General features: G+C 66.4%; 14 protein-coding genes. 12 read left to right on the plus strand and 2 right to left on the minus strand.

What is annotated here, in order from left to right:
* The 3 genes from G3N97_RS29460 to G3N97_RS29470 form a co-directional block, all read left to right on the plus strand.
* Positions 1–702: MurR/RpiR family transcriptional regulator (locus G3N97_RS29460; RefSeq protein ID WP_205996477.1), on the plus strand; the 702-nt coding region annotated here is incomplete at its 5' end.
* Between the two features lies 1 nt (position 703).
* The gene (locus tag G3N97_RS29465; RefSeq protein WP_205996478.1) at positions 704–2,200 is read left to right on the plus strand and encodes a D-aminoacylase; all 1,497 of its coding nucleotides are present in this window, start codon (positions 704–706) and stop codon (positions 2,198–2,200) included.
* 69 nt (positions 2,201–2,269) lie between these two features.
* Positions 2,270–2,659, plus strand: coding sequence for a RidA family protein (locus tag G3N97_RS29470; protein WP_065063098.1), 390 nt, complete (start codon positions 2,270–2,272; stop codon positions 2,657–2,659).
* A 70-nt stretch (positions 2,660–2,729) separates the two neighbouring features.
* On the opposite strand, the gene G3N97_RS29475 is transcribed toward G3N97_RS29470, so the two are convergent.
* Positions 2,730–3,050 (minus strand): XRE family transcriptional regulator, encoded by a 321-nt coding sequence (locus G3N97_RS29475; protein ID WP_205996479.1) that lies wholly within the window; start codon positions 3,048–3,050, stop codon positions 2,730–2,732.
* Positions 3,047–3,400, minus strand: coding sequence for a type II toxin-antitoxin system RelE/ParE family toxin (locus tag G3N97_RS29480; RefSeq protein ID WP_205996485.1), 354 nt, complete (start codon positions 3,398–3,400; stop codon positions 3,047–3,049). Before G3N97_RS29480 ends, G3N97_RS29475 begins: the two co-directional genes overlap by 4 nt.
* Positions 3,401–3,892: 492 nt before the next feature.
* On the opposite strand from G3N97_RS29480, the gene G3N97_RS29485 reads away from it, so the two are divergent.
* From G3N97_RS29485 to G3N97_RS29525, 9 genes are all read left to right on the plus strand, one after another.
* On the plus strand, positions 3,893–4,891 hold the full coding sequence (locus G3N97_RS29485; RefSeq protein WP_205996480.1) for an IclR family transcriptional regulator: 999 nt from the start codon (positions 3,893–3,895) through the stop codon (positions 4,889–4,891).
* Between the two features lie 23 nt (positions 4,892–4,914).
* Positions 4,915–5,937: a 2-dehydro-3-deoxygalactonokinase gene (locus tag G3N97_RS29490; protein WP_241030905.1), complete on the plus strand. Its 1,023-nt coding sequence runs from the start codon at positions 4,915–4,917 to the stop codon at positions 5,935–5,937.
* 103 nt (positions 5,938–6,040) lie between these two features.
* Positions 6,041–6,727: a 2-dehydro-3-deoxy-6-phosphogalactonate aldolase gene (locus G3N97_RS29495; protein WP_065063105.1), complete on the plus strand. Its 687-nt coding sequence runs from the start codon at positions 6,041–6,043 to the stop codon at positions 6,725–6,727.
* The gene (locus G3N97_RS29500; protein WP_205996482.1) at positions 6,724–7,503 is read left to right on the plus strand and encodes an SDR family oxidoreductase; all 780 of its coding nucleotides are present in this window, start codon (positions 6,724–6,726) and stop codon (positions 7,501–7,503) included. Before G3N97_RS29495 ends, G3N97_RS29500 begins: the two co-directional genes overlap by 4 nt.
* Before the next feature lie 195 nt (positions 7,504–7,698).
* Positions 7,699–8,700 carry an arabinose ABC transporter substrate-binding protein gene (locus G3N97_RS29505; RefSeq protein WP_065063109.1) on the plus strand — a complete coding sequence of 334 codons (1,002 nt, stop codon included), beginning with the start codon at positions 7,699–7,701 and terminating at the stop codon, positions 8,698–8,700.
* A 107-nt stretch (positions 8,701–8,807) separates the two neighbouring features.
* Positions 8,808–10,319 (plus strand): L-arabinose ABC transporter ATP-binding protein AraG, encoded by a 1,512-nt coding sequence (araG, locus tag G3N97_RS29510; RefSeq protein ID WP_124260958.1) that lies wholly within the window; start codon positions 8,808–8,810, stop codon positions 10,317–10,319.
* Between the two features lie 13 nt (positions 10,320–10,332).
* Positions 10,333–11,373 (plus strand): L-arabinose ABC transporter permease AraH, encoded by a 1,041-nt coding sequence (araH, locus tag G3N97_RS29515; protein WP_074981509.1) that lies wholly within the window; start codon positions 10,333–10,335, stop codon positions 11,371–11,373.
* A gap of 48 nt (positions 11,374–11,421) precedes the next feature.
* The gene (locus G3N97_RS29520; RefSeq protein ID WP_205996483.1) at positions 11,422–12,222 is read left to right on the plus strand and encodes an SDR family oxidoreductase; all 801 of its coding nucleotides are present in this window, start codon (positions 11,422–11,424) and stop codon (positions 12,220–12,222) included.
* Complete coding sequence (locus G3N97_RS29525) at positions 12,219–13,151, plus strand: SMP-30/gluconolactonase/LRE family protein (RefSeq protein WP_205996484.1); 933 nt, start codon at positions 12,219–12,221, stop codon at positions 13,149–13,151. Before G3N97_RS29520 ends, G3N97_RS29525 begins: the two co-directional genes overlap by 4 nt.
* Positions 13,152–13,658: the final 507 nt, after the last annotated feature.

A 13,658-nucleotide genomic window follows, 5' to 3' on the forward strand; every position in this document is an offset into this window, starting at 1 on the left:
GCCGGGCAGGGCGAGCCTGCGAAGGCAAAGCGCGCCAAAGGCGCCAGGCGCGATGCCGGCAAAGCCAACGCCGCGCCCGACGCGCCCGACACGGACGCACCCCTCGCTACCCGGGTTTACGGCGAGATTCACGCCGCACTCGAGCAGAATCACGAATTGCTGCGCCAGGCGCCGTTCGCCGAGGCCGCCGCGGCGCTCGCGCAGGCCCGCATGATCTATGTGTTCGGCATGGGCGGCGGTTCCAGCGCGCTCGCCGACGAAATGCGCTTTCGCCTCGTACGCCTTGGACGCCCCGTCGCCTCATACCAGGATAGCCTGTTGCAGCGGATGGTGGCGAGCACGCTCGCGCCCGATTGCGTGGTCGTCGCGTTGTCGCTAACAGGACGCGTGCCCGAACTGCTGGACGCGTGCCGCATCGCGCGCGACTACGGCGCGAAGCTGATCGCCGTGACCGCGCCCGCGTCGCCGCTGGCCGCGCTCGCCGACTGGCTCGTGCCGATCGTCGCGAGCGAGACCGACTTTATTTACAAGCCGTCGTCGTCGCGTTACGCGATGCTGATGGCGCTCGACGTGCTCGTGACCGAACTCGCGCTCGCGCAGCCCGAGTCCAGCCGCGAATTGCTGCGCCGCATGAAGCACACGCTCGACGCGCATCGCGGCACCGCCGGGCGCGGCGGCGAGCGCCAGCCACTGGGAGACTGACATGCATTCGCACCCCGAAGCCGCCGATACGCTGATCGTCGGCGCCATGCTGTATGACGGCACGGGCGCGCCGCCCGTCGAACGCGACGTGGCGTTGCGCGACGGACGCATCGTCGCCATCGGCAATCTGTCGAACTGGCTCGCCGAGGAAGTGATCGAGGCGAACGGGCGCGCGCTCGCGCCGGGTTTCATCGACGTGCACACACACGACGACACGCACGTGATCCGCTCGCCGCAGATGCTGCCGAAGATCAGCCAGGGCGTGACGACAGTAGTGGTCGGCAATTGCGGCATCAGCGCCGCGCCGGTCGCGCTCAAGGGCGATCCGCCCGATCCGATGAATCTGCTCGGCGCGCGCGAGGCGTTCGCGTATCCGACTTTCGCCGCGTATGTCGCGGCCGTGAATGCGGCGAAGCCCGCCGTGAACGTGGGCGCGCTGATCGGCCATACGGCGCTGCGCAACAATCATCTGGATAACCTCAAGCGCGCGGCGACCCGCGACGAAGTCGCGGCCATGCGCGCGCAACTCGAAGAAGCGCTCGCGAACGGCGCGCTCGGTTTGTCGACGGGACTCGCGTATGGCTCCGCCTACGAAGCCTCGACCGAGGAAGTCGCCATGCTCGCCGAGCCGCTCGCCGCCGCGGGCGCGCTCTACACCACGCATATGCGCACGGAATTCGACGCGATTCTCGACGCGATGGAGGAGGCGTATCACATCGGCAAGCACGCGCGCGTGCCGGTGGTGATCTCGCATCTGAAATGCGCGGGACCGTCGAACTGGGGGCGCAGCACGGAAGTGCTCGCGTCGCTCGACGGCGCGCGCAAGTATCAGCCGGTGGGCTGCGATTGCTATCCGTACAGCCGCAGTTCGTCGACGCTCGACCTCAAGCAGGTGACGGGCGACATCGACATCACGATCACGTGGTCCACGCCGCATCCCGAGCAGGCGGGCAAGCTGATCAAGGACATCGCCGCCGAATGGGGCGTCTCGCAGCAGGAAGCGGGCAAGCGCCTGCAACCGGCGGGCGCGGTCTATCACAACATGTCGGAGGACGACGTGCGCCGCATCCTCTCGCATCCCGCGACGATGGTCGGCTCCGACGGTTTGCCGAACGATCCGCTGCCGCATCCGCGTTTGTGGGGCGCGTTTCCGCGCGTGCTCGGCCACTATGCGCGCGACGAGCAGTTGCTGCCGCTCGAAGAGGCGGTGCGCAAGATGACGGGTTTGTCGGCGCGCCGTTACGGCCTCGCGCAGCGCGGCGAGGTGCACGTGGGCTGGCATGCCGACCTCGTGCTGTTCGATCCCGCGAAGGTGCGCGACGCCGCGACCTTCGACAAGCCGCAGCAGGTGGCCGAGGGCATCGACGCCGTGTGGGTGAACGGCGTGCTGTCGTACCGCGACGGCCAGCCGACCGGCGAGCGCGCCGGGCATTTCGTGGCGCGCGGTCCGCGCGAAACGCATGCGGACGCTGGGGCCAACGCCAGCGTGGCGTTTTAAGCCGATTCAATTTCGACACGCGGCGCGGCGCAAGACGGCGCGCGCTGCACGATCTCAAAGGAGCAAACGATGAAACGATATGGAGTGGAAGGCGGCAAGGGCCAGGGCGGTCAACATCTGCCGTTCGCGCGCGCCGTGGAAGCCGACGGCTGGCTTTACGTCTCGGGCCAGACGCCGATGGAAAACGGCGAGGTGATCAACGGCGGTATCGTCGAGCAGTCGCACAAGACGATCCAGAACGTGTTCGCCATCCTCAAGGAAGCGGGTTACGGCCCGGAACACGTGGTGCGCTGCGGTGTCTGGCTCGATGACGCACGCGACTTCCAGTCGTTCAACAAGGTGTTCCGCGAGTACTTCGGCGATCATCCGCCCGCGCGCGCCTGCGTGCAGTCGAGCATGGTGATCGACTGCAAGGTGGAAGTGGATTGCGTGGCGTATAAGGCGCCGGCTGGGAAGTAAAGCGCTTGCCTGGTTCAAGCGCGCTGGCGCCTGGGCTCTGGCAGGCGGAAAGCGAAAGACGGTCGTCCGGTTAGCGGGCGGCCGTTTTTTTCTGGGCGTTGGCTTCGCGCGGTTTGGCTTCGTGGATGATCAACTCGATTCTCATGCCGGCGGTGGCAGCCATATTCACAAGCATATCGATGCCGAAGCGTTCGAATTTTCCGCGTACGAGATCGGAAATACGCGGCTGCGTGACGCCGAAGAGTTTCGCCGCTTCTTTCTGGCTCATGTTGTTGCGCTTGATGTGTTCTTCGAGCGCGAACATCAACTGACACCGCAGGTCCATGTTGGCGGCCTCGCCGGGCGTGTCCTCAATGGCGTCCCAGACATTGTCGAAGGTCTCGATTTTCACGGCAGGTTCTCCTGATTGCGAATGGCGCGAAAACGGCGGGCTGCGAGCGACATGTCGGCGAACGTGATTTTTTCGCTCTTTTTCTGGAAGCAGTGCAGCACGTAAATCGCGTCGCGGAAAGTCGCGACGTAAATCACGCGGAACGCGCCGCGTTTTTCGCGCACGCGTATTTCACGTACGCCGGGACCGATCGGATTGACGGGCTTCCAGTCTTGCGGATCTTCGCCGCTTTGCACGAGGCGTAGTTGCCGCCCGGCTTCTTTGCGCGCCGCAACCGGAAACCTGTTCAGGTCGTCGCGCGCGCTGCCGCAAAACTTCACCGGCTTATCGAGGGTGAGCTTATACAAAATCTTATATCTCCTCCAGAGAACTGAGCGCCGATTCCGGCCCGACACGCATCGGGCCTGACATCGCTCAAGTCTCTGGATCGCCGCCGGATCGCGCCCCCGATTTCATCAAGCTCACCCGCGGCGTTGTCCGTCCGGCCAGGGTCGGATATCCCAATATATGAACGCCCCAATCACATATTGGAGATCGCGGAAAAACCGCCCTACAATCCAACCCATCCGACAGGGCGCGCCCAGCAATGGCAAAACAGGCGCGCCCGGCGCAGTCGGCACCACTCAAGACAAAGCCCGGCGGCGGCGCGCAGCGTCCGTCCAGCCAGGCGAAAACCGGAGACGTTTGCCATGTTCCAGCCTGCGGAAAACGCGGCCACTCGCCGTGCGTCCACGCACCGGGCGCCGCCTTGCGCCCGAGCGCATCGCCCCTCACCGAACCATGGCTCGTGCGCCGTCGTCTGACGCCGCGCGCTCTCCCACGTCCACCTGATCGACCTCGCCATGAATAAAGCGATGTCCCCGACGCTCGCCGAACGCCTCGCCGCCGCTTCGAACGGCCAGGCCGCGCCCGAAGCCGTCGCCGCCCATGCCGCGCACGCCGTGCATGCTGCCCAGCACGCCGCGTCGTCCGCGTCCGTGACTTCCACGAAGGCCCGCTCCGGCGGCGATGAAATCCTCGGTCTGCCGGGCGCGCTGCTCGACGGCTCGACGCAAGCCGGCACGCAGACGCTGCTGCGCGGCCTCGCGATCCTCGAAGCGGCCGCCGCCGGCGTGCGCGATCTGCGCTCGTTCGGCGCAGTGCTCGGCACGACGCGCAGCACCACGCACCGCCTCGTGTCGAGTCTCGTGCAGGCGCGCTATCTGCGTCAGGTGCAGGGCGGCTATCTGCTCGGCCCGAAGCTGATCGAACTCGGCACCATCGCGCTCGAACAGATGCCGCTCACGGCGGTCGCGCGCACGCATCTCGAAGCGCTCGCCGACGCCACGCTCGACACGATCCACATGGGCGTGCGCGACGGCGACGACGTGCTCTACATCGACAAGATCCCCGGCCAGCGCGGCCTCGAAATGCGCTCGCGCGTCGGGCACCGGATGCCGCTCGCGTCGACGGGCATCGGCAAGGCGATGATGCTCGACCTCCCGCCGCAGTCGTGGCGCGATCTGTTCGAAGCGTCGCGCCGCACGCTCGCGGGCGTGAGCTTCCGCCCCGATCACAGCCTCGACCCGGACACCTTCATCAAGCGCATGGCCACCTATTCGGCGGGCGGCTACACGTTCGATCTGGAGGAGAACGAAGTGTCGATCCGCTGCGTGGCCGCGCCTGTGCGCGACGCGTCGGGTGCGATCGTCGCGGCGCTCTCGGTGGCGAGCACGATTCCCTATATGCCGCTCGAACGCATGGACGAACTGATTCCGGTCGTGCAGCGCGAAGCGCGCGCGATCTCGCAGGAACTCGGCTGGCGCGCGCCGCAACCCGCTACGCGCAGGATTCGCCGATGACAGGCCGCACCACACAAGAACACATGGAACAGGGCAAGGACACCAGCGCCGCGGCGCAGCCGGGCACGCACCAGGCCGCGTTGATCGCGCTCGATTGGGGAACGACTTCGCTGCGCGCGTATCTGTTCGATGCGGCGGGCGAGGTGCTCGACACGCGCGTCTCGACGGCGGGCATCATGAATCTGCCGGTGCCGGCAGAAGAGGGCGGCTTCGACGCCGCGTTCGACGAAGCCTGCGGTGTCTGGCTCGCGCAAACGCCGGCGCTGCCGGTGCTGGCGGCCGGCATGGTCGGCAGCGCGCAAGGCTGGCTGCAGGCGCCTTACGTGGAAACGCCCGCGGGCGAGGACGCGCTGGTGGGCGGCATCGTCAAGGTGCGCGCGGCGTGCGGCGTCGACGTGGCCGTGGTGCCGGGCGTGCTCGAACCGGGCGCGCTGCCCAACGTGATGCGCGGCGAGGAAACGCAGATCTTCGGCGCATTGAGCGCGCAACCCGCACGCGACGACGATAGCGCCGCCGCCACGCAAGCCGCGCTGATCGGCCTGCCCGGCACGCACGCGAAATGGGCCGTGGTGGAAGGCGCGCGCATCGCGCGTTTCTACACCTTCATGACGGGCGAGGTCTACGCGGCGCTCTCGGCGCACACGATTCTCGGCCGCACGATGAAGCGTCCGGCCGCGCCCGATACGGCCGCGTTTTTGCGCGGCGTGAGCGTCGCGCGCGAACACGGCAGCGCGGGTCTGCTCGCCACGGCGTTCAGCACGCGCACGCTCGGTCTCACCGAACAACTGGCGCCCGACGAGCAGCCCGATTACCTCTCGGGCCTCGTGATCGGCCATGAACTCGCGGGACTCGAAGCGGTGCTGGCGCGCCGCGACGTCGCGCTGGCCGCCTGCGCGCCGCAACTGATCGGCGCCGACGCGCTGTGCGAGCGCTACAAGCTCGCGCTCGCGCAGTTCGGCTGCACCGGCGCGCATCTCGTGCGCCATGCGACCGAGCGCGGCTTGTGGCGCATCGCGGTGCGCGCGGGCCTTGTGTCCGCGAGCTGATCGTCGCGACGCACGATGCCATCGCACGCAGATACATAGACAGACACGCAAGCAAAGCAACATCGAGCAACGTCAAGCACCGAACACACGAACAGGACCCGTCATGCAACCCGAACTGAACCTGCCCGCTCCCTACACGCCGCACGCGGGCTTCGTGGCCGCGTTCGCCGCGTGCCGCATGGTCGCGATCGTGCGCGGCATCAAGCCCGCCGAAGCCGCCGAACATGGCCGCGCGATCTACGAAGCGGGTTTCCGGATCATCGAGGTGCCGCTGAATTCGCCGTCGCCGCTGGAGAGCATCGCCGCGCTGCGCGCCACGCTGCCGGCGGATGCGCTGATTGGCGCGGGCACCGTGCTCACGACCGAGCGCGTGCGCGACGTGAAAGCCGCGGGCGGCGAACTGATCGTGATGCCGCACGCCGACACCGACGTGATCCTCGCCGCGAAGCTGCAAGGTCTCGCGTGCGTGCCGGGCGTCGCCACGCCGACCGAAGCGTTCGCCGCGCTCAAGCACGGCGCGGACGGCCTCAAGATGTTCCCCGCCGAACAACTCGGCCCCGACGTCACGAAGGCGTGGCGCGCGGTGATTCCGGCGATCGTGCCGCTGCTGCCCGTGGGCGGCGTGAAGCCCGACAACATGGGCCCGCAACTCGCGGCGGGCGCGAGCGGCTTCGGCCTCGGCTCGGCGCTCTACAAGCCGGGCCAGGACGTGGCGGCCACGCGCGCCAACGCGCTCGCGTTCATCGCGGGCTGGCGCGAAACCGCCAAGGCGCAGGGAGCGAAGGCATGAATCGTCTCGCGGGCAAGGTCGCGCTCGTGACCGGCGCCGGACGCGGCATTGGCGCGGCGATCGCGCGCGCGTTCGTCGCCGAGGGCGCGGCCGTCGTGCTCGCGGAGCTGGATCTGGAAACGGCGCAGGCCACGGCCAAAGACATCGCCGCCGCGCACGCGAACGCGCGCGTGCTCGCCGTCAAAACCGACGTCACGCAATCGGCCTCGGTCCAGTCGGCCGTGAGCGAAGCGGAGCGCGCGTTCGGTCCCGTCGACGTGCTCGTGAACAACGCCGGCATCAACGTGTTCGCCGATCCGCTGACGATGACCGACGACGACTGGCGCCGCTGTTTCGCCGTCGACCTCGACGGCGTCTGGAACGGCTGCCGCGCCGTGCTGCCGGGCATGGTCGAGCGCCGCGCGGGCAGCATCGTCAACATCGCCTCGACACACGCGTTTCAGATCATTCCGGGCTGCTTCCCGTATCCGGTCGCCAAGCACGGCGTGATCGGCCTCACGCGCGCGCTCGGCATCGAATACGCGCCGAAGAACGTGCGCGTGAACGCGATCGCGCCCGGTTACATCGAGACGCAACTGACGCACGACTGGTGGAACGCGCAGCCCGATCCCGACGCGGCGCGCCGCGCGACGCTCGAATTGCCGCCGATGAAGCGCATCGGCAAGCCCGAGGAAGTGGCGATGACGGCCGTGTTTCTCGCCTCCGACGAAGCGCCGTTCATCAACGCGAGCTGCATCACCATCGACGGCGGGCGCACGGCGCTGCATCACGAATGAATCCGCAGTAACGCAGCAACGACGAACAAAAAAAGCAATAACGAAGAAGAGAAGGCAGCAGTAAAAAAACGCAGCACGAAGGCAAAAAGAAAACGCAGGACATTCGCCGCAGCGCTGGCCGCGCGCGCGAGCGGACGGACGAAAACAAGCGGCCGCTACCCTTCCCGTGACTGAAGAAGACAGGAGACTGACACCATGCAACGCAGGATTTTCCTCACGCTGATCGCCGCCGCGACCACGGCCGTGCTCGCTCATATGCCCGTCGCGCAAGCCGCCGATCCGGTCAAGATCGGCTTTCTCGTGAAGCAGCCCGAAGAACCCTGGTTCCAGGACGAATGGAAGTTCGCGGAAGCGGCCGCGAAGGAAAAGGGCTTCACGCTGGTGAAGATCGGCGCGCCCTCGGGCGAAAAGGTGATGAGCGCGATCGACAACCTGGCTGCGCAAAAGGCCCAGGGCTTCATCATCTGCACGCCTGACGTGAAGCTCGGACCGGGCATCGTCGCCAAGGCCAAGGCCGACGGCCTCAAGATGATGACGGTCGACGACCGCCTCGTCGACGGCGCGGGCAAGCCGATCGAGTCGGTGCCGCACATGGGCATTTCGGCCTACAACATCGGCAAGCAGGTCGGTGACGGCATCGCCGCCGAAATCAAGAAGCGCGGCTGGGACATGAAGGACGTCGGCGCGATCGACGTGACCTACGAGCAGCTGCCGACGGCGCACGACCGCACGGCCGGCGCGACCGACGCACTGGTGGCCGCGGGCTTCCCGAAGGCGAACATCATCGCCGCGCCGCAAGCCAAGACCGACACCGAAAACGCCTTCAACGCCGCCAACATCGCGCTGACGAAGAACCCGCAGTTCAAGCACTGGGTCGCTTACGGCCTGAACGACGAAGCCGTGCTCGGCGCCGTGCGCGCAGCGGAAGGCCGTGGCTTCAAGGCCGACAACATGATCGGCATCGGCATCGGCGGTTCGGACTCGGCGCTCAACGAGTTCAAGAAGCCGCAGCCGACGGGCTTCTACGGCACCGTCATCATCAGCCCGAAGCGTCACGGCGAGGAAACCTCGGAACTGATGTACGCGTGGATCACGCAAGGCAAGGAACCGCCGAAGCTCACGCTGACGACCGGCATGCTGGCCACGCGCGACAACGTGGAAAGCGTGCGTCAGCAGATGGGTCTCGCGTCGAAGTAAGCGCCTGATCGTAGGGTTTTGAGGTGTTTCCCGCTGCGGGGCGGCGGCCGGTCCGACGATGGATCCGGCCGCCGTGCCCGCAGCGTATCGAATGAGAGGAAACCGAAGTGTCAGCGACACTGCGTTTTGACAATATCGGCAAGGTGTTCCCAGGCGTGCGCGCGCTCGACGGCGTGTCGTTCGAGGTGAACGCCGGCGAAGTGCACGGCCTGATGGGCGAAAACGGAGCGGGCAAGTCCACGCTCCTCAAGATTCTTGGCGGCGAGTATCAGCCCGATTCGGGCCGCATTCTCGTCGACGGCAACGAAGTGAAGTTCGCGGATGCCGCGGCCTCGATCGGTTCGGGCATCGCCGTGATCCACCAGGAACTGCAATACGTGCCCGACCTCACGGTCGCGGAGAATCTGCTGCTGGGCGCGCTGCCCAATGCGCTCGGCTGGGTAAAGCGCGGCGAGGCGCGCAAGTTCGTGCGCGAGCGTCTTGCGTCGATGGGCGTGGATCTCGATCCCGCCGCGAAGCTGCGCAAGCTCTCGATCGCGCAGCGCCAGATGGTGGAAATCTGCAAGGCGCTGCTGCGCAATGCGCGCGTGATCGCGCTCGACGAACCCACGAGTTCGCTCTCGCACCGCGAGACCGAAGTGCTGTTCAAGCTCGTGCGCGAACTGCGCGCCGACAATCGCGCGCTCATCTACATCTCGCACCGCATGGACGAGATCTACGAGCTGTGCAACGCCTGCACGATCTTCCGCGACGGCCGCAAAGTGGCTTCGCACGAGAAGCTCGAAGAGGTGAAGCGCGAAACGCTCGTGGCGGAAATGGTGGGCCGCGAGATCAGCGACATCTACAACTACACGCCGCGCGAGCACGGCAACGTGCGCCTCGCGGTGCGCGGCATCGAAGGGCATCCGCTCAACGAGGCGGCCAGCTTCGAGGTGAAATCGGGCGAGATTCTCGGCTTCTTCGGTCTGGTGGGCGCGGGCCGCAGCGAACTGATGCAGCTCGTCTACGGCACGCATAAGCGCAAGGCGGGCGAGATTGAACTCGACGGCAAGCGCATCAGCGTGAAGAGCGCGAGCGACGCGATCCGCAACGGCATCGTGCTCTGCCCGGAGGATCGCAAGGAGCAGGGCATCGTCGCGATGGCCACGGTCTCGGAGAACATCAACATCAGTTGCCGCCGTCATTTCCTGCGCGCGGGCATGTTCCTCGACCGCAAGAAAGAGGCCGAAACGGCGGACCGCTTCATCAAGCTGCTGAAGATCAAGACGCCGAGCCGCCGCCAGAAGATCCGTTTTCTTTCGGGCGGCAATCAGCAGAAAGCGATTCTGTCGCGCTGGCTCGCGGAGCCGGACCTGAAGGTCGTGATTCTCGACGAACCCACGCGCGGCATCGACGTGGGCGCGAAGCACGAAATCTACAACGTGATCTATCAGCTTGCGCAGCGCGGCTGCGCGATCGTGATGGTGTCATCGGAATTGCCTGAAGTGCTCGGCGTGTCGGACCGCATCGTGGTGATGCGCGAAGGCCGGATTTCGGGCGAGTTGCCGCGCAGCGCGGCGAGCGAACACGCGGTGCTGGACCTCGCGCTGCCGCAAGGCGCGCAGCGTCGCGCCGCATGATGGGGAAGGAGTGATGCAAATGCAACGAGACAATCTTGCGGCCGAAGCCGCCGACGCAGCGAAGAGCGTGGCGCACAGCGCCGCCGACGCGCTGATCCCGAAGACCAGCGACAAGCAGAAGTGGTGGCAGCAGATCACCGAGTACAGCCTGATCGTGATTTTCGCGGTCATGTTCATCACGATGTCGCTGACCGTCGATCACTTCTTTTCGATCGAGAACATGCTGGGCCTAGCGCTGTCGATCTCGCAGATCGGCATGGTGGCCTGCACGATGATGTTCTGCCTCGCCTCGCGCGACTTCGACCTCTCCGTGGGCTCGACCGTGGCGTTCGCGGGCGTGCTTTGCGCGATGGTGCTCAACGCGACCAACAACACCTTCATCGCGATCGTCGCGGCGGTGGCGGCGGGCGCGGCGATCGGCTTCGTGAACGGCGCGGTGATCGCGTATCTGCGCATCAACGCGCTGATCACCACGCTCGCGACGATGGAAATCGTGCGCGGCCTGGGCTTCATCGTTTCGCACGGTCAGGCTGTGGGCGTGTCGTCGGATACGTTCATCGCGATGGGCACGATGGCCTTCTTCGGCGTGCAACTGCCGATCTGGGTCACGCTGTTCTGCTTCATCGTGTTCGGCGTGATGCTCAATCAGACCGTGTACGGGCGCAACACGCTCGCCATCGGCGGCAATCCGGAAGCGTCGCGGCTCGCGGGCATCAAGGTCGAACGCACGCGCGTGTGGATCTTCCTGATTCAGGGCGCGGTGACGGCGCTGGCGGGCGTGATTCTCGCCGCGCGCATCACCTCGGGCCAGCCGAACGCGGCCGAAGGCTTCGAGCTGAACGTGATCTCGGCGTGCGTGCTGGGCGGCGTGTCGCTGCTGGGCGGTCGCGCGACGATCTCGGGCGTGGTGATCGGCGTGCTGATCATGGGCACGGTCGAGAACGTGATGAACCTGCTCAACATCGACGCGTTCTATCAGTACCTCGTGCGCGGCGCGATCCTGCTCGCGGCGGTGCTGCTCGACCAGTTGAAGAACCGCGGCGCGCGCGATTAAGCCCGCGGCCCGACTCAAAGAACCAGGAAGAACCAGGAAGCTCAACGTATGTCTTCACCCGCCAATGCCGTCGCGCGCCACGCGCATGAAAACTTCGCGCGTTATCCGAGTCTTGCGGACCGCGTCGTGTTGATCACGGGCGGCGCGACCGGCATCGGCGCGTCGTTCGTCGAGCACTTCGCGGCCCAGGGCGCGCGCGTGGCGTTCTTCGATATCGACGCGACGGCGGGCGAAGCGCTCGCCGACGAACTCGGCGATTCGCGTCACAAGCCGCTCTTCGCGCGCGTCGATCTCACCGATATCGCCGCGCTGCGCGCCGCCATCGCCGACGTGAAGGCCGCGCTCGGTCCGATCGAGGTGCTCGTGAACAACGCCGCGAACGACAAGCGTCACACGCTCGCGGAGGTCACGCCCGAGTTCTTCGACGCGGGCATCGCCGTGAACGTGCGCCATCAACTGTTCGCGGCGCAGGCCGTGGCGGAGGATATGAAAGCGGCGGGGCGCGGCTCGATCATCAATCTGGGCTCGATCAGCTGGATGCTCAAGAACGCCGACTATCCCGTCTACGTGATGAGCAAGTCGGCGGTGCAGGGGCTCACGCGCGGGCTCGCGAAGGATCTCGGCCAGCACGGCATTCGCGTGAATTCGCTGGTGCCCGGCTGGGTGATGACGCAGAAGCAGCGCGACCTGTGGCTCACCGACGAAGGCCGCGAGGCGATCAAGCGCGGCCAGTGCATCGACGCCGAACTGCTACCCGACGACCTCGCGCGCATGGCGCTCTTTCTGGCCGCCGACGACAGCCGCATGATCACCTCGCAGGACATCGTGGTGGACGGAGGCTGGGCATGAGCGATCCGATTCAACCGGCGCGCGACGACGTCGCCGAACTGCTCGTGCACGCAAAGAACGCGCTCGGCGAAGGCGCAACGTGGTGCTCGCGCAGCGCGCGGCTCTACTGGAACGATATCGAAGGCGCGAGCCTGGCGCGCTACGACGCGGCCGACGGCTCGCATCGCGTCTGGCCGATGCCCGAGCGTCTCGCGTGCTTCGCGCTCTGCGAAGACCCGGACACGCTGCTGATCGGGCTCGCTTCGCGGCTTGCGTTCTTCGATCTGCGCACGGGCGAGATCACGCCGATCGTCGACGTGGAACCCGATCTGCCGACGCGTCTGAACGACGGGCGTTGCGACCGCCAGGGCCGCTTCGTGTTCGGCACGAAGTACGAGCGCAAGCCGTTCGAGAAGATCGGCGGCTTTTATCGGCTCAATCACGATCTCACGCTGGAGAAACTGCCGCTGCCGGTGGCGGCGATTTCGAACAGCATCGGCTTCAGTCCCGACGGCGGCACGATGTATTACGCCGATTCGTTCACGCGCGAGATTCGCGCCTGCGACTACGGTGCCGATGGAACGATTGCAAACGATCGGCTCTTTGTGCAGGTGCCGTTGCACGAAGGCGAGCCGGACGGTTCGACGGTCGACAGCGAAGGCGGCCTCTGGAACGCGCAGTGGGCGGGCGAATGTGTCGTGCGCTACGGTCCGGATGGCGTGGAAACCGAGCGCATCCGCGTGCCTACGGTGCAGCCGACGTGCGTGACGCTCGGCGGCGAAGGCTATTCGACGCTGTATGTGACGAGCGCGCGCGACGGACTCGACAGCGACACGCTGGAGCGCGAACCGCACGCGGGCGGCGTGTTCGTGGCGCAAACGGGCCGGACGGGGCTTGCCGAGCCGCGCTTTCTGGGTGACTTTCAGGGCGGTGTCCAGAGTAAACGGTAAGGAAAGCGAACGATCGTTCGGAGAGCGTGGACGTGCTCGCCGAAACGCTCGCGCGAGCAACGTGAAAGCGGCTTGCAATCGTTTTCGAGCCGGGCCTGCGTTGTAGCGAGACAACAAAAAGGCGCAAAAGAGCGGGGCGGATGCGCGCGAGTGTGGCGCCAAACCGTCGCCGTCTCTAAGGTGCTAGCTGTACCAGGCAGCACGAATCAGCACTTACCAGCACGATTCAGCAGGACTTGAACAAGAAGCGGCCGTCACACGACGCGGGCAGCGCGCGGCGATCGAAGCGCGCTGAAGCAACGTCGTGGCGATGCGACCGGCAGGCCGCCAATGCGCCGCCATCCTGGGCGGCGATCCATCATGCCTCTCGAGGAGCCGCTCATGAGCGTCGCGAATTCCGCTTTGCGTCCAACAGCTCGTTCCCGTAACGCTTCCCGGTCGCCGCTTGCCGCCGGCACGGCCGACCCCGCCGCATCGCCTCCCGCCGCGGGTTCGCCCGCCGCCGCG

The organism is Paraburkholderia sp. Ac-20347, assembly GCF_017104805.1.
GTDB lineage: Bacteria > Pseudomonadota > Gammaproteobacteria > Burkholderiales > Burkholderiaceae > Paraburkholderia > Paraburkholderia tropica.